The organism is Archangium sp. Cb G35 (assembly GCF_001896145.1).
Taxonomy (GTDB): Bacteria; Myxococcota; Myxococcia; order Myxococcales; family Myxococcaceae; genus Archangium; species Archangium violaceum.
Genome location: NZ_MPOI01000009.1, coordinates 158,329 through 174,226 on the forward strand (window position 1 = coordinate 158,329; position 15,898 = coordinate 174,226).

Here is a 15,898-nt window from a genome sequence, read left to right on the forward strand (position 1 = left end):
GACGGCCCGCGGAGATCAGTACGTGAGCTGAAGGAGGGTATCCGCCCGGAGGTTGTTGTCCTCGCGCAGCTCCTGCTCCGCGTTCATCGTGTCGACGGCGGCCGCCAGGTAGAGCGCGCCCGGCCCCTGCATCTCCGGCGGCCTCCCGGCATGGGCGTTCACGTCCTCCGTCACGCACTGCCCCGCCGGCAGCGGCTGGTTCAGCTCCACGGAGCCGATGAGCATCTGGTCCATGGAGTGCGGGTACGGCTGGTCCGGAGTGGGCAGCGTCACCTCGGTGTCCATGGACAGGAACAGCTGCACCAGGGGCGAGGAGAAGGTGTCCGTGGAGAGCGTGCCCTGGTTGCACACCGTCACCGAGACCGTGAAGCCCTGGCCCATCCCCACGCTGGCGGGAGCCGTCACCGCGCTCACCACGAGATCCGCGCCGTTGCCCACGCCCATCAGGCCGCCCACGCGGACGTTGTTGTCCTCACGCAGCTCCGGCTCGACGCGGTTCGTGTCGACGGCGGCCACGAGATGGTAGGCACGGGTGTTGGTCTGCGGCCACATGGGCAGCCAGGCCTGGGCGTCCACGCTCTTCGTCACGCACTGCCCCGGGTACAGCGGCTGGTCCAGATACACGCCGCCGATGGGCATCGGGCCCGCCGGGCCCGGCATGGACTGCTCGGGCATCGTGAACGTGGCCTCGGAGGAGAAATACAGCAGCACCTGGGTCAATTCGAAGGACGAGGCGAGGCCCGCGGGCATCGTGCCCTGGTTGCACACCGTCACCGAGGCCGTGAAGTTCTGCCCATTGCTCGCGCTGGCCGGCCCGCTCACATCTGTCACCACGAGGTCCGCGCCGTCGCCCACGCCCATCAGGCCGCCCACGCGGAGGTTGTTGTCCTCGCGCAACTCCTGCTCCACGTTCATCACGTCCACGGCGGCCGCCAGGTAGTACGCCCCATTCGGAGCATCGGCCATGGGCGGCGTTTCGGCACTGGCGGGCACGCTCACCGTCTCGCATTGCCCTGGCGCCAGGCTCTGGCTCAGCTCCACCCAGCCGATGGCCTCCTGCTCCATGGGCATGCCCGGGGAAGGCGAGGACGGGTCCGGCACCGTCACCTCGTCATCCATGGACAGGAACAGCAGCACCCAGGGACGGCTGGAGGCGTTGCCGGAAGCGGCCAGGCCCAGGTTGCACACCTTCACCGAGGCCGTGAAGCCCTGCCGCCTGGGCACGCTGGCCGGGAAGCCCACTTCCGTCACCACGAGGTCCGCCCGGTAGCCCACGCCCATCAGGCTGCCTACGCGGACGTTGTTGTCCTCGCGCAACTCCTGCTCCACGTTGCTCGTGTCGACGGCGGCCCCGAGGTAGTACGCCCCATCCATTCCCCCGGCCGCGGGCGGCACGGAGGACTCGGCGTCCATGTTCTTCGTCACGCACTGCCCCGGCGACAGGTTCTGGTCCAGATACACCCAGCCGAGGGAAACCTGGTCCATGGGCAGGTCCAGCGAGGACGGGTCCAGAATTGTCAGCCCGGTATCCGTGGACAGGTACAGCTCCACCCTGGGCCAGTTGTATGAGCCGCTCCCGGTGGACGCGGTGCCCAGGTTGCACACCTTCACCGAGGCCGTGAAGCTCTGACCGTTGCCCACGTTCTCCGGGCCCTTCACCTCGGTCACCACGAGGTCCGAGCCGTCGCCCACGCCCACCCGGCCCTCCACGTGGACGTTGTTGTCCTCGCGCAGCTCCTGCTCCTCGTTCGTCGTGTCGACGACGGCCCCGAGGTAGTACGTGCCCTCGCCCTGGGCCTCCGGGGGCAGCATGGCCTGGCCGTACACGTTCTTCGTCACGCACTGGCCCACGGCGAGCCCTTCCAGCTCCACCCACCCGATGGACACCTGGCTCGGGGACGTGCCGGGATAAGGCGTCGAGGCGGAGGGCGGCGTCAGCTCGGGCAGGGTCGACAGGAACAGCTCCACGCGCGGCCGGGGGGAGGCGTAGCCGCCGCTGGCGTAGGTGCCCCGGTTGCACACCGTCACCCGGGCCGGGAAGCCCTGCCCGGGCATCACGTTGGCTGGGGCACTCACCCCGGTCACCACGAGGTCCGAGCCGGAGCCCACGCCCAGCATGCCGCTCACGCGGACGTTGTTGTCCTCACGCAGCTCCTGCACCACCCCTGCCCTATCGACGATGGCCACCAACGGGTACGCACCGTCGCCCTGCTGGGCATCGAACGGCGGATGGGCATGGCCCCACAGGCTCTTCGTCACGCACTGCGACGGAAACAGCGTCTGGTCCAGCACCACGGAGCCGAGTGGCATCTCGCCCGGTGGAATCGGTGCCGTCGCGTCCGTCACCACGAACAGCTCCACCCTCGGCCCGGAGTAGGAGTCGCCATCGACGGCCAGGGTGCCCTGGTTGCACACCTTCACCGTGGCCGGGAAGCCCTGCCCCGGCATCACGTTGGCCGGGGCACTCACCTCGGTCACCACGAGGTCCGCTCCGGACTCGAGGGCCGCCGAGACGCTCAGCGAGTGCGTTCCACCGGAGGTGAGCGGTGCTTCGCCGACATCACAGCCAGGGACGAGCCCCGCCATGAGAGGCGCGATGAGAAGGAAACGGAGGGACTGCTTCCATGGGGGTGCGCGATGCATGCAATGGCACTCGGGGTCACGCGCGCCGGTCCTTTCCGGCGCGACGTACGCCCGTTGTGCAACCGCTGCGCCAGGACGCGGAGGATGGTGGCTCCCCTGTCATCTCCGGAGCTTGCGTGACTCCGGGCTCCCGTGACGGCGCTCGGTCGGGGAGGAACGTGCCAGGACTGGCACTCGCGCGGGGACGCCCAGCGGACGCGGGTGTCATGGGCGTCACGGCTTCAGGCGTATCAGAAAGATGGGAGGCCTGTTGATGGAGTGGGCTGGTGCCCTTGCACCGGGGCCACCGCCTAGCCCGGGATCGGCGGAACGAGGGGCATGAGGAGTCCTTGACAGGAACAATTACACTTGTAATCTCCCGGGTGATTACGAGCGTAAACGATGAAGATCAGTGAAGCAGAGTCGATCGTGATGGAAGTGCTATGGCGCCAGCACCCCCTCGCCGCCGAGGAGGTGGTGGCGGCGCTGGCCAAGGCACAGCAATGGCAGGAGGCCACGATCAAGACGCTCCTCAATCGCTTGCTCAAGAAGGGCGCGATTGTCGCGGAGAAGGAAGGACGCCGCTATCTCTACACCCCCGTGCTCCGGCGCGAGGACTGGGTGCTGGAGGAGAGCCAGGGTCTGCTGGAACGACTGTTCGGCGGCCGGGTCGCGCCGCTGGTCGCGCACTTCAGCCAGCACCGCAAGCTCAGCCGGAAGGACGTCGCCGAGCTGCGCAAGCTGCTCGAGGAGCTGGACCCATGACCGTTGCCGGGGCGCTGCGCACGCTGCTGGAGACCACTCTGGCTTCCAGTGCCGCCGTATTGGGAGTCATGTTGCTACGCGGAGTCCTGCGTGCGGGGTTCGGTGCGCGGATTGCGTATGCCGCGTGGAGCCTGGTGCCTACCGCTCTGCTGGCGGTGTTGCTGCCCGCGGCGAGCGAGGGGCCAGCTCCGGCACCGGTCCTCGCGTTCATCGGTGAAGCGTTTCCGCGGACGTTCACGAGCGAAGGAAGCTCCACGACGGATACGGCGGAATGGCTGCTGGTGGTCTGGTGGGTGGGCGCGGTGGCCGCCGGGCTGTGGTTCACCGCGCGGCAGCGTGGTTTCTGGCGCGCGCTGGGGCACGTACGCCTTCGCGATGACGGCATGTATCAGGCCGAAACGGTGGCTGGCCTTCCCGCCGCCATTGGCTTGTGGAGGCCGCGCATCATCGTCCCGGCGGATTTCGATGTGCGCTATGCCGAGGAGGAGCGGGTGCTGCTCCGTGAGCACGAGCACCAGCATCTCGTCCATGGCGACCTTCAGTTCAACGCCATCGCGGTGCTGCTGCGCTGCCTGTTCTGGTTCAACCCGCTGCTGCACTACGCCGCGCGGCATTTCCGCCAGGACCAGGAGCTGTCCTGCGACCAACGGGTGATCGCACGCCATCCGGAGTCACGCCGCACCTATGGCGAGGCGATGTTGAAGACCCAGCTGGCCACGCAGCCGTGGCCGCTGGGGTGTCACTGGGGCTTCTGCCATCCACTCAAGGAGAGAATCATCATGCTCAAGCAACCGCTTCCCTCGTTCAAGCGCTGGCTGTCTGGCTATGCGTGCGTGCTCGCCCTGACCCTGACTGGCGGCTATGCCGCATGGGCCGCGCAACCGGGCGACGAAGCCGCGGCCAACCTTCCAGCAGGCAGCATCCACGTGAAGGCAGTGCTGCGCATCGATGGCGGCGAGCCCACGACCACGACGTTCGTGACGATGCCTGGCCAGTCGATCATGATCAACGGCGCCGCCAATGGCCACGACTGGACCATCGAGGGGACGGTCGATCATGGCACAGGCAAGCAGGCCCATGTGCTGATGTTCAAGTCGGCCATCAAACGGGACGGCAAGGTCATCGCAACGCCACGGATTGGCACGCTCAGTGGCCAGCCCGGCATGATTCGAATGGGCTCGGACCCGCTCGCGAGCGAGAAGTCTGAAGGAATCCAGCTGCACATCACGCTGACCGCCGCTGAAGCCTGAACGTCACCTGCCCGAGCCAGCTCGCGCTCGGGCAGGTGATGGGCAACTCACAGGCCGTCGGGATAGCACCACCCGTAGGTGCGATCGAACCCGCCGCCAGGGAGCGGGTAGGAGACAAAGCCGAGCTCCTCACCCGCGCCGCACTCCGAGCGAGCGCGCGCATAGCGGTAGCAGGTGCCATGGCCCGCGCCTGTCAGGTCCGCGCAGACGCCTCGCGCACCCTCGACGCCGCAGAACTCGGCGAAGCCGGCGGTGCAGGACTGGCCGATGAGAGCGGGGTCGAAGAGGTAGCCGATGGGCTCCATGACGGACTGCTGGATGCACAAGCCATAGACGCCGCACACGGTGCCGGTGGGGCAGCCCGGGTCCGCGGCCATGAAGTCACACGTGGCGAGGCACTGCCGCGCCTCGGTATAGGCGTCGGTACAGGCGTAGCCAGGGGCGCAGTCCGTCGACGCGAGCTGGTTCTCGCTGGCCGGCGTCTTCGTGCATGCCTCGCCTTGCGCCTTGGTACCGAGCGACTTCTCGAGCGTGCCATCGGTGGCCGCGGCGTCCTCCGCGACGCAGGTGTGGCCCGGCGGGTTCGAGGCCGACGAGCCTTCGCGCGGATCGCAACCACCGGAACGGATGGTGTCCCAGGTCGCGAACCGGATCCACCGGCACTCACCGCCCGGCACCGGGGCGGTGCCCTTGTACGGGGCGGCGAGCGGCGCGGCGGGGACCGACTCACGCAGGGTCACGTTGGCGAGCGCGCCAGCGGTCTGCTGAGGGGAGACCTTGAACGCGAGCCAGAGCGAGCCCGACTCGGCGACGAAGGTCTTCTGCGCCGGACCCGAGACATCCTGGTAGCCATAAACGCACTGCTCGCACGTGAACAGGTTGGTGCCGCCGTTGGCCAGGTCGTAGAGCCCCGAGGCGGTGTTCACGTCCAACCGGATGTACGCGGTGTCCACGAACGCGGGGTCTCCGAAGCTCGCGAACTCTCCGCGATACAGCGGCTGCGGCCCGTACTGCACGGGCGTCAGCTCGATGCCAGTTCGAAGCTCGCCCATGGAGATCTCCGTACACCCCGCGGGCGGCGACAGGTGCAGCGATCGCTCCTTGAGGGCGCGAACGGACTCTTGTTCGGCGGGAGCCGACGCTTCCTTTTCTTGAGCGCACCCCACCATCGCCGTCAGGAGAACCACGCCCCACCGCCACCCACGGGAAGAAGCAACATCGACGCGTCGGTATGTCATGGGATTATTTCCAATCTCCGATAAACCGTTACCGTCCTGCTTTTCAATAAACCAGTAACTTGCCGTTTATCGTGGAAATATGGTTCTCACGGAAATGTCTGGGAATCAACAGGATTTTTGGAGAGGCGAAGCAGAGGGAGATGACTTCTAGAACGCGAGTATTTGAGAAGTATTTGGCTCCAGGCTCCAACCTTCTCAGCGAGCCTGTGGTACACGCCCACGCTGCGGCAGTCCTCACTACTCCCACGAGCACACTGTGGAAGACGGTGTGCCCGCTTCCCTCGCTCGAGTGGATCCATGACCCGACTCCAGGCCCTGCTTGCATCCGCGCTCATCCTGTCCGCGTGCGGACCCGACCTCGCCTCCGAAGTTGAACCCTCCGCGCACCTCGACTCCTCTGGCGACGAGCTGTATGCGTTCTCGAGCCTCCTCTGGCCGCGCCCCTACTCGAACATCCCGGTCTGCTGGGAGAACCCGGCCCCCGAGCACTCGCAGCAGCGCCAGGCCACTCGCGATGCGCTTGCCGAGACGTGGGAGCGCCATGGCGGCCTCCGGTTCACCGGTTGGGGAGCGTGCGCCCCGGGCTCCGGCGGCATCCACATCGTGGTCGACGACAGCCACCCCCGCTCGTACGTGGGCTACTTCGGGCCGAGCGCCCCGACCACGATGTGGCTCAACTTCAACTCGTGGTGCAGCGCGAACAACTACTGGACCTGCATCAAATTCGTCTCGGTCCACGAGTTCGGTCATGCACTCGGATTCCTGCACGAGCAGGACCGCCCAGACACGCCCCAGTGGTGCAAGGACCAGCAGACGGGCCACGTGAATACGGGCTCGGGAGACTGGCCGATCGGCGACTGGGATCAGTACTCCATCATGAACTACTGCAACCCGACCAGCTACCAGACCTGGTTGCTGAGCGGGACGGACCAGTGGGCGTCGGGGCTCGCGTACCCGGCGCCGTTCTACCTGAGCACGCCGACAGTAGCGTCGGGTCCCGGCGTGTCCTCCTGGGCACCCAAGCGCCTCGACCTCTTCACCCTGGGACAGGGCGGTGAGGTGCTGCATCGGTGGTACGACACCCGGTGGCACCCCTACGAGTCGCTGGGTGGCTTCGGCACGTCCACGCCCGTCGCGGTGTCATGGGCGCCTGGCCGCATCGACCTGTTCGTGCGCGGGGTCGACAACCAGCTGTACCACAAGTGGTACGACAATGGCTGGTCCAACTGGGAGTCGCTCGGAGGCCAGCTCGGCTCCGCGCCGTCCGTGACCTCGTGGGCATCGGGACGCTTGGACGTCTTCGTGCGCGGCATGGATGGGCAGCTACATCACAAGTGGTACGACAACGGCTGGTCCGGCTGGGAGTTTCTCGGGGGCCAGCTGCTCGACAGCCCTGCCGCGATCTCGTGGGGGCCGGGGCACCTGGACGTCTACGTGCGCGGGACCAACAACCAGCTGCACCACAGGACGTACAGCAATGGCTGGTCGGACTGGGAGTCCCTGGGCGGCACCCTCAGTTCCTCCCCTGCGGCGGCCTCATGGGGGCCGGGGCGGATCGATGTCTTCGTGCGTGGAACGGACAACGACCTGAAACACAAGTGGTACGAGAATGGCTGGTCGGGCTGGGAGTCCCTGGGGGGGCCGCTGACCTCGGAGCCCGCGGCCGAGGCATGGGGGCCGGGGCGGATCGATGTCTTCGCGCGTGGTACGGATAACGTCCTGAAACACAGGTGGTACGAGAACGGCTGGTCGGGCTGGGAGTGAAGGAGCGGAACGCGGGGGAGGCCCGCCACCGGCTCGGATGGTAGAGGAAGGGAGGGAGCGATGAAGTACTGTCGCTATTTCCCGTCAGGACGGTGTTCCCTGCTCAGGTTCTGTTCGGCCCGGCGCATGAAGGCCAGCAGGGAGGCATCGATCCGCTCGGGTTCATCCATGGGCAGGGAATGGGTGCCGCCCGGCCAGTTGTGTACCTCGAGCTGGCGGATGTGGGCCTTGGCGACTTCCACGGCTTTCGCCGAGTCGTGCATGGCACTGTTCGCACCCATGGCGACATGGATTGGCATTGGCCAGGCGCGCAGTTGCTCCGGCTTGATCATGCCCGGGAATGGCAGCGCCACGGAGTAGTGCTCGCTGGCGGCGGAGATCATGCGCGTCAGCGGATCATCCGGATCCAGTTCGGTGGTGCCGCCAACTTCAGTGAGGAACGCGTCACGCCAGCTCGCCGGCAAGAACGGCAACGAGGCCGGGATGCTGCGCAGGTAGATCGCCAGGCGCATCTCACCCAGGGTACGCACCGGCTCCAGGAGCGACAACGAAGCGACCCGGTCCGGGTGCCGCGAGGCGTAATTGGCCGCCGCCCAACCGCCAAAGGAATGGCCGACCAGATGGACGCGTTCGAGGCCGAGCTCCTTCAAGGTCTGCTCCACCCAGAGGGCCTGGTCGGCATCACCGGCGATGCGTTGGGTCTGCACACTCATCCCACTATCGCCGATGGCGTCGACGGCGTAGACCGGCCGTTCGGCCATCAGATCCTGGATGTTCTCCTGCCACATCGGCACGCCCGAGAGCCGGCCGGGTAGCAGCAGGATGGGGATCTGGGTGGAGGTCCGCTCGCTCGACCAGCGGTACGCACGCACGGTGCCGAAGCCGGTCTTGACGTCGTAGACATGGCTGACCGGCGGCAGCCGTTGCATGGCCGCCTTGTAAGCGGACTCGTATTCCTGTTTGCCTTCAGGGCTGCGCCAATGGCTGATCGGACTGGCCGTCAGGCTCAGGAAGGTCAATCCAATCAGGGGGAGCGCGACGATCGAGCCGCCCCATAACAAGATCTTCGCCCGTCGCGACAATCGCTTGCGCGGTTTGCTGGCGGGTTGTTCGCGGGGCTGGTCTGACATGAGCGTGGGAAAGGGTTAGCGAGGGGACACGCTACCGTACCCGTTCGATACGGTATTTGCGCCCCTTGATCCGCCCATCGCGCAGCCGCTGGAGCGCCACGCCCACAAGGCGCTTGGAGACGGCGACGTAGGCGTGATGATCGTGGATCTCGATCTTCCCGATGTCGGCGGCATTCAGTCCGCCGGCCTCGCCCGTCAGGGCCCCGAGGATGTCACCCGGCCGCATCTTGTCCTTGCGTCCGGCGGAGATGGAGAGCGTCTCCCAGGCCGCCTCGAGTGACTCCCCACCCTTCTCGTCCGCCGGAGGGAGCGTTTCCGCGCTCGCGCGCTCCAGCTTCACGCCGGTGGCCTGCTCGATGCCCTCCACCTTGCGCTCGTCTCGCGGGGTGGCGAGGGAGATGGCCAATCCCCTCCTCCCCGCGCGCCCCGTGCGGCCAATGCGATGCACGTAGGGCTCGGGCTGTGAGGGCAGATCGAAGTTGACCACCGCATCGAGCGCCTCGACGTCGATGCCGCGGCCCGCCACGTCCGTCGCGATGAGGACCCGGGTGCTGCGATTGCGGAACTTCGCCATCACGTCGTCCCGCTCGCTCTGCTCCATGTCTCCCTGGAGCCCGTCCGCCCCCACCCCGGCCGCGCGCAAGGCCCGCGTCAGCTCGGCGACCGTTGCCTTGAGGTTGCAGAACACGATGGCCGAGGCTGGCTGGTACCGCCGCAGGATGCGCAGCAGCAGCGCTGTCTTCTCCTCGGGCTCGCAGACGTAACAGAGCTGTTGGATGTCGGGCGCCGCCTCGGCGGCCTCGGCGATCGTCACGCGCGTGGGCTGATTCTGGAAGGCACGGCTCAGCGCCTCGATGTCCGGGGGGAACGTCGCCGAGAAGAGCACCGTCTGCCGCGTGGGCGGCGTCTGACCGAGGATTCGCTCCATGTCCTCCCGGAAGCCCATGTCGAGCATCCGATCGGCCTCATCGAGCACCACCGTGGCGAGCCGCCGCGTCTCGAGCGACTCGCGCTGGAGCAGGTCCAGGATACGGCCCGGGGTCCCGACGGCGACGTGGGCCCCCTTCTCGAGCGCGTTCACCTGGGGCCGGACGGGCTGGCCTCCCGCGAGCACGAGGACCTGGAGGCCGGGCAATCTCCGGCCCAGCCGGCGGAGCTCCCCAGCCACCTGGGCACAGAGCTCGCGCGTCGGGCAGAGCACGAGCGCCTGGAGCCGCCGGTCCTGGAGCCGGATCTTCTGAAGCAGGGGCAGCGCGAAGGCCGCCGTCTTCCCGCTCCCCGTCTTTGCCTGGCCCACGAGATCCCGGCCCTGCAACAGCACCGGAATGCTCTGGGCCTGGATGGGGGTGGCGGTCTGGAAGTCCAGCTCCTCGAGGACCTGAAGCAGCGGCGGTGAGAGCGGGAGCGAGGCGAAGTTCATCAGACGCCTCTACCTCAATCCGACGCTGGCGCCATCGGTTAATGTCGGCTCCCATGCCTGGATCCTTCACGGACCTCGTCGAGCTGCTCCATGGCTCCGACGAGGCGATCGAGCCGATGCTGAAGCGCGCGGACTTCGGGAGCTTCGTGGCCAGCAGGGACCTTCCTCCGCTGCGCGCGCGCCTCCTGAGGCTCGAGCGCGCGAAGGGCATCACGGACCTCCATCGGTGGGTGTCCGAGAAGGTCCTGGAGACGGGGGCGCCGCTCGTGGAGACCCCGCGCTACACGGGCCGCCAGCGCTCATTCGCGCTCAGTCCCTGCGGGCAATATCTGGCCATCACGAGCGCGCGCGTCGACCCCTTCTTCGGTGGCGAGCTGCGCATCTGGGAGTTGGCGACGGGGCGCGTGGTCGATGTCCACGGATTCGACGAGGGCGTGGGAGGCAGGAGAGAGCCCTCCTGCGTTCAGTGGTCCCCTTCGGGGCAGTGGGTGGGCACCGTCTTCAACGACGTCGAGGTCGGCGTGGTGCGAGCCTTTTCCCAGGGTCGCCCGTCATTCACCGTCGACGTTACCCGGCGCTGGGGCTCGCCCCCTCCCGGGGCCTCCAATCGCCCCGAGGGCGCGGAGAAGAGAGGCCACCTCCCCGCCTGGTGCTGGTCGCCCGACGAGACGCACCTGTTCGTCTCCACGCCCGGGCCCGGGCCCGATGGGGCGCTCGGCTGCATCGTCCCCTTCCGGGAAGGTGCCGCGCTCAACGAGGACAGCGAGGATGTCCGCTGGTGTCCAGCACGGCCAGACGCCGCGCATGCGCCCCTGAAACCACACACCTGGATACGCTGGAGCCAGGATGGCTCCCGGGTCTACGGCTATCGCTGTTCCCGAATGGGCGATTGGGATGACAAGGCGAACGAATACACGAGGATTGGCTCCGCGTCGGCAATCGACACCGGGAACGGAGCGCTCCGCTTCCACACCGGGGGAGTGACGTTGCCCGTCGCGTTCTCGCCCGACGGGTCTCGTCTGGCCCATGGCAGTGAACGGCTCGAGCTCATCGACGGGCACACCGGCCAACACATCGCCACGCTCAGCCAGCAAATCGCCGAGAAGGATCCCACGTTCAGCGAATTCGTCTGGTCCCCCGACGGGAGGCGGCTGGCCGTGATCATGGATGACTATTCCCGCCCGAGGGTCTGCGTCTTCGAGGAGGAGAAGCTCCTGTGCCGCCTGGAGTTCGAGGTGAGCCCAGCGACACCAGGCACACTCGAAGACATCCGTCGCTGGGCATGGTCCCCCGATGGCTCCATGGGCGCGTGCCTGACCCGTGATGGAGGAGTCGAGCTGTGGGCCATCGGACCTGCCCCTCGGCGGATTCGCCGGCTCGCGGGTGTCGGTGGCCTCGAGGGGCTGGTCTGGGGAGCGGACGACACGCTCGTGGGCATGGGTCTCTCCACGCTTGCGTTCTGGAGCACGACAAGCGGAGAGCTGCGAGCCCACGCCTCATTCGACCTCGAAGCGGGCCGCGTACCGCCCCCGGCTTCCTGGTATCCCTCGCCGGAGGAACCCGGGCGGTTCCTCCCGACGGAACGAGGTTGGGCCTTCACGCGTGTGGACCCGGACGGCACCGTGTTCTGTCCCCCTGAGCAGCGGGAGCAGCTCGAGCCCCGGCTGATGTTCTCGGTCTCCGGGCGATATGCATGGCCCTGGCGCTGGGCTGTCGGGACGCGGCACACGCGATTCGAGGAGAGGGCTCCGGGTGCCGCGAAGGGCGCATCCGGCAAGGAGGCCCGTTACACGCATCCCCACAGCCTCTACCGGGCCCACCCGGTGCTCACAGGAGACATCCGCCGCGACAGCCTCGCGCCTTACGTCGGGCAGCGGGTGCTGGTGTACATGGGATACCACGGCGAGGTCACCGACCTCGCGACCTTGCTGGCGGTCACCAAGAAGGGGTTCCGCATCCGCACCGAAGGCTACGTCGGACCGCCCCCCGAGGAACTCCTCCCCTTCTCATTGCTCTATTGGATCGGTCCAGCCGTGCCGCTCGAGGAGCCCGAGCACCTCGATTGAAGCGCGGCCGCGCCTGTCTGCAACCCGGGAGGTGACCGGGTATGATGGGGCCATGAGCCCTGCTCGTCCGGTCACCGTGGTAGTGCTGTTCGCGTTGCTGCAAGCCTGTGGAGGCGAAGGCCCGGCGGTGGAGGGCTACTTCGCCACGCTGCCACCCGGCACTCCCCTGCCCTCCGCGGCCGAGTGCGCCACCCGGGTGCGGCGCTCCTCGTGGGAGCCTCGTCCCGGAAACGCCACGGCCAACCAGACGCGGGGCAAGTCCGGCGTCCGCATCGACGGGGCCAGCGACGAGTTCAACGCCCAGTACGCCGGCAGGATCGACGGCGACTTCACCGGCACCACGGATGAGATCATCCAGTGGGGCGCGTGCAAGTGGGGCCTGGACGAGGACATCGTCCGCGCGGTGGCGGTGTTGGAGAGCGGGTGGCGGCAGGACGAAGTGGGAGAAGACTGGTCCACCTTCGGCATCATGCAGGTGAGGAGCTCGGTGCACGCGAACACCTACCCCTATACGAAGGACAGCACGGCCTACGGCGTGGACTACGCGCTGGCCTGGCGGCGCGCCTGCTACGAGGGCGACTTCACCTGGATGAACAGCCCCTACAAGCAGGGCGGCTACGACAAGGGCGACGAGTGGGGCTGCATCGGCGCCTGGTTCTCGGGTGACTGGTACGACGGGGACGAGAACGTGACCTACAGCGGCGCGAAGCCTTACATCAAGCTCGTCAAACAGCGGCTCGCCGAGCGCACCTGGACCCGAGCTGACTTCAAGGACTGACATGGGAGACACCATGCGTTGGATGTACTGGCTGCCTGGAGCCATCCTCTTCACCGCGCCCCTGGCGCTCGCACAGACACCGGAGGCCGCCAACATGCGGAGCTTCACCGCCACCCTCGTGAACATCGCCCAGGGCGGCAAGGACATGCCCAGCAAGCAGCGGCTCACCGTGCGCGGGGACATGATGAACTTCCGCTCGGGTGACGAGCTCGGGGGCATCCTCCTGGACTTCACTCAGGGCAAGACGTGGATCCTCATCCCGCCGGAGAAGGTGGCCATCGAGAGCTCCTTCACCCGGAGTCTGGAGTTCCCGCTGTCCCTCATCCTGACCGATGCGAGCGGTAATCCTTGCGGCAAGGAGCCCACCCTGAAGTGTACCCGCGAGGGTGAGGAGACGGCCGTGGGGCGTCCCACGGTGAAGTGGCGGCTCGTCCAGACCAACCGGGACCAGACGACGTACACCGCGATGCTCTGGGTGGATCCGAAGCTCGGCGCCCTGGTGCGGCTCACCCTGGAGAAGGGCGAGGGCATCGAGCTGCGCGACCTCCGGGAAGGCCCCGTGGAGGATGCGTTCGTTCAGTTCCCCGCGGGTTTCACCAAGGTGGACGAGAAGAACCTGCGCCACGAAGACGAGCCGGCGCCCACTCCGAAGCCGAAGAAGAAGGGCACCCCTCCGCCCAAGAAGCCCTGAGCGGCCTGGCGCTCCTCCTAACGGTCCGGCCGCCCGCTCCCCATCCGAGCGGGCCCACCTTCATGACGAGGCGAGCACTCCCACTCGCATGGCCTCCTCGGACATGATGCGCGCCTTCCCAGGAGAAGCCGTCATGCAGCACAGCCCAGCAATTCCCCCTGAAGCCGCTACCGCCAAGAAGAGAGCCCTGCCCCAGTCATTGCTGGTGACCCTCAGCCTGCTCGCCATGGGCGCGCTGCTCTTCCTCTCCGCGGGCCGGCTCGACTGGAAGGAGGGTTGGGTGTTCGCGGGACTCATCGTCTTCAGCCTCGCGGCCAACGCCTATGGCACGCGCGTGCTCAACCCCGTGTTGAACCAGGAGCGGTGGAAGGAGCGCGAGGACACCAAGCCGTTCGACCGGCGCATCACCCACACCTACCTGGCCATGCTGCTGACGATGACGGTGGTGGCGGGGCTCGACACCGGGCGCTACGGCTGGTCGGCGCTGCCCGCGTGGTGCATGCCCGCGGGCGTGCTGCTGCACGTGCTGGGACAGGTCCCCATCCTGTGGTCCTTCGCCGCCAACCCGCACCTGGAGTCGACGGTGCGCGTGCAGAAGGACCGCGGCCACCGGGTCATCACCACGGGCCCCTACCGCTTCGTGCGCCACCCCATGTACCTCGGGCTCCTGATGATGCTGGTGGCCTGGCCGCTCGTCTTCGGCTCGCTGTGGGCGTACGTGCCCGCCAGCGTCGCCATGGCCGCGTTCATCCTCCGCACCGCGCTCGAGGACCGCACCCTCCAGCGCGAGCTGCCCGGCTACACCGAGTACACGCAGCGGACCCGCTACCGGCTCGTGCCCGGCGTCTGGTAGCGCCTACTCGAAGAGGGACACTTCCCGGAGGGCCTTGAACTCGATGGGGCGGGTGCTCCCCGTGAGCACACCCCGCAGGCGCACGTGACGCACCGCCACCTCCGTGCGCAAGGCCCCCTCCAGGTAGAGATTGGACGCCAGGTCCACCTCGAGCGCCGGATCCAACGGATTGTCCCCGGCCCACTCCACCTCCCGGTGATCCCGATAGGCGGCCCGGTCCACGCCCTCCAGCGCGGGGCGGACCAGCTCACCGAGGGACACCCACCGCTCGCCGTCCTCGCTGCCCTCGATGAACACCCTCTTCACCGGGCTGTTGAAATAATCAGCGGCCAGTCCCCGGAGGACGATGCGGGACGGGCGGGCCGGGGCCGCCAGCGTGAGACGCAGCTCCTCCGGCCACTTCTCTGGCTGGGTGGAGACGAGCGGGAGCTTCACCGAGGCGAGCTGCCCATCGGTCCACGGACACGCCGTGACGCCCGCGGGCAGGGGCTCGCACGAAGCGCCCCGGCTGACGGGACGCAACCCGGCCCCCGGCATGGGCAGGCGCTCGCTGCGCCACTCCAACCGGTATCCCAGCGAGCTGGACCTGGCCCCGAGCGGCGTGAACGACCAGTCCCCCGTCGTCTGCGCGCGCACCATCACCTCGAGCCCCTCGAAGTCCTCGCGCAGCCAGGGGGCCACCGTCCAGGGCGAGCCCTCCACTTCCTCCTGCCAGAGCACCGCGCCCCCATGGACGAGCTGCACCACGGGATGGGGGATCGTGCCCAGGTCGTAGATGGGCTCGCCCGTCTGCGGGTGCGAGGAGTACTGCCACGTCCCGGTAGGCGGAGGCTCCGGCGGGAGCGGCATGGGCGCGAAGGACACCGAGGGACGGCCCTCGGCGCCCTCCCCCACCGACAGGTCCGCCGCCCAGGGCCGCAGAGGCGGAAGCTCCACATCCCCACCCAGGAGAGAGAAAGAGAGGATGGCGGCCCGGCCCTCCTCCACCGGCGAGACAGCACGGAAGCGGTAGAGGCGTGGGTCGGGCCCCGCCTCGGTCATGACGCGCTCGACGGTGGCGCCCGCGACCAGCTCCAGGATGTAGGCCCCCTCCGCTCCCGTGGTGGCGGTGGCGTGCGGGGAGAACTCCGGGGGGATCAACGTGGGGTATGGCCTCGGCCGGTGCGAGGGCGCCCGCTCGAAGGAGAGCGTGGCGCCGGAGACGGGCGTGCCATCCGCGCGCGACATCTGCCCGTAGGCGAAGAGCGGATCCTCCGGGTACAGCTCGCACCCGGCGAGCAACGCGGCGAGGGGAAGGAAGTGGCGGAAGGAAGGTCTCATG

At 67.9% G+C, this 15,898-nt stretch carries 12 protein-coding genes; 7 read left to right on the plus strand and 5 right to left on the minus strand.

Going from position 1 to position 15,898, the window contains the following annotated elements; translation table 11 throughout:
* Positions 1-15: 15 nt before the first annotated feature.
* The gene (locus BO221_RS54040; RefSeq protein ID WP_143195705.1) at positions 16-2,586 is read right to left on the minus strand and encodes a CARDB domain-containing protein; all 2,571 of its coding nucleotides are present in this window, start codon (positions 2,584-2,586) and stop codon (positions 16-18) included.
* Positions 2,587-3,024: 438 nt separating this feature from the next.
* Here BO221_RS54040 and BO221_RS26950 point away from each other — a divergent pair, with 438 nt between their 5' ends.
* Together BO221_RS26950 and BO221_RS26955 are read left to right on the plus strand one after the other, a co-directional pair.
* Positions 3,025-3,387, plus strand: coding sequence for a BlaI/MecI/CopY family transcriptional regulator (locus BO221_RS26950; protein WP_073563395.1), 363 nt, complete (start codon positions 3,025-3,027; stop codon positions 3,385-3,387).
* The gene (locus tag BO221_RS26955; RefSeq protein ID WP_073563396.1) at positions 3,384-4,637 is read left to right on the plus strand and encodes a M56 family metallopeptidase; all 1,254 of its coding nucleotides are present in this window, start codon (positions 3,384-3,386) and stop codon (positions 4,635-4,637) included. The genes BO221_RS26950 and BO221_RS26955 overlap by 4 nt, the downstream gene beginning before the upstream one ends.
* A gap of 47 nt (positions 4,638-4,684) precedes the next feature.
* On the opposite strand, the gene BO221_RS26960 is transcribed toward BO221_RS26955, so the two are convergent.
* Complete coding sequence (locus BO221_RS26960) at positions 4,685-5,875, minus strand: hypothetical protein (RefSeq protein WP_073563397.1); 1,191 nt, start codon at positions 5,873-5,875, stop codon at positions 4,685-4,687.
* Positions 5,876-6,172: 297 nt separating this feature from the next.
* Between BO221_RS26960 and BO221_RS26965 the strand changes: the two genes are divergently transcribed.
* Positions 6,173-7,639: a M12 family metallopeptidase gene (locus BO221_RS26965; protein ID WP_073563398.1), complete on the plus strand. Its 1,467-nt coding sequence runs from the start codon at positions 6,173-6,175 to the stop codon at positions 7,637-7,639.
* Between the two features lie 74 nt (positions 7,640-7,713).
* On the opposite strand, the gene BO221_RS26970 is transcribed toward BO221_RS26965, so the two are convergent.
* Entirely contained in the window at positions 7,714-8,769 is a 1,056-nt protein-coding gene (locus tag BO221_RS26970) for an alpha/beta fold hydrolase (RefSeq protein WP_083681407.1), read from the minus strand.
* Positions 8,770-8,800: 31 nt separating this feature from the next.
* Complete coding sequence (gene dbpA, locus BO221_RS26975; protein ID WP_073563399.1) at positions 8,801-10,189, minus strand: ATP-dependent RNA helicase DbpA; 1,389 nt, start codon at positions 10,187-10,189, stop codon at positions 8,801-8,803.
* A 53-nt stretch (positions 10,190-10,242) separates the two neighbouring features.
* Here dbpA and BO221_RS26980 point away from each other — a divergent pair, with 53 nt between their 5' ends.
* The 4 genes from BO221_RS26980 to BO221_RS26995 all read left to right on the plus strand — a co-directional run bounded on the left by BO221_RS26980 (position 10,243) and on the right by BO221_RS26995 (position 14,577).
* Positions 10,243-12,255 carry a WD40 repeat domain-containing protein gene (locus BO221_RS26980; protein WP_233166281.1) on the plus strand — a complete coding sequence of 671 codons (2,013 nt, stop codon included), beginning with the start codon at positions 10,243-10,245 and terminating at the stop codon, positions 12,253-12,255.
* Between the two features lie 52 nt (positions 12,256-12,307).
* Entirely contained in the window at positions 12,308-13,033 is a 726-nt protein-coding gene (locus BO221_RS26985; protein ID WP_143195706.1) for a hypothetical protein, read from the plus strand.
* A 13-nt stretch (positions 13,034-13,046) separates the two neighbouring features.
* Positions 13,047-13,724: a hypothetical protein gene (locus BO221_RS54980; protein WP_158079916.1), complete on the plus strand. Its 678-nt coding sequence runs from the start codon at positions 13,047-13,049 to the stop codon at positions 13,722-13,724.
* Between the two features lie 133 nt (positions 13,725-13,857).
* Positions 13,858-14,577 carry an isoprenylcysteine carboxylmethyltransferase family protein gene (locus BO221_RS26995; RefSeq protein WP_073563715.1) on the plus strand — a complete coding sequence of 240 codons (720 nt, stop codon included), beginning with the start codon at positions 13,858-13,860 and terminating at the stop codon, positions 14,575-14,577.
* Positions 14,578-14,580: 3 nt separating this feature from the next.
* Here BO221_RS26995 and BO221_RS27000 read toward each other — a convergent pair whose 3' ends face one another.
* Positions 14,581-15,897, minus strand: a complete 1,317-nt coding sequence (locus tag BO221_RS27000) for a hypothetical protein (RefSeq protein ID WP_073563403.1) — start codon at positions 15,895-15,897, stop codon at positions 14,581-14,583.
* Between the last annotated feature and the right edge of the window lies 1 nt (position 15,898).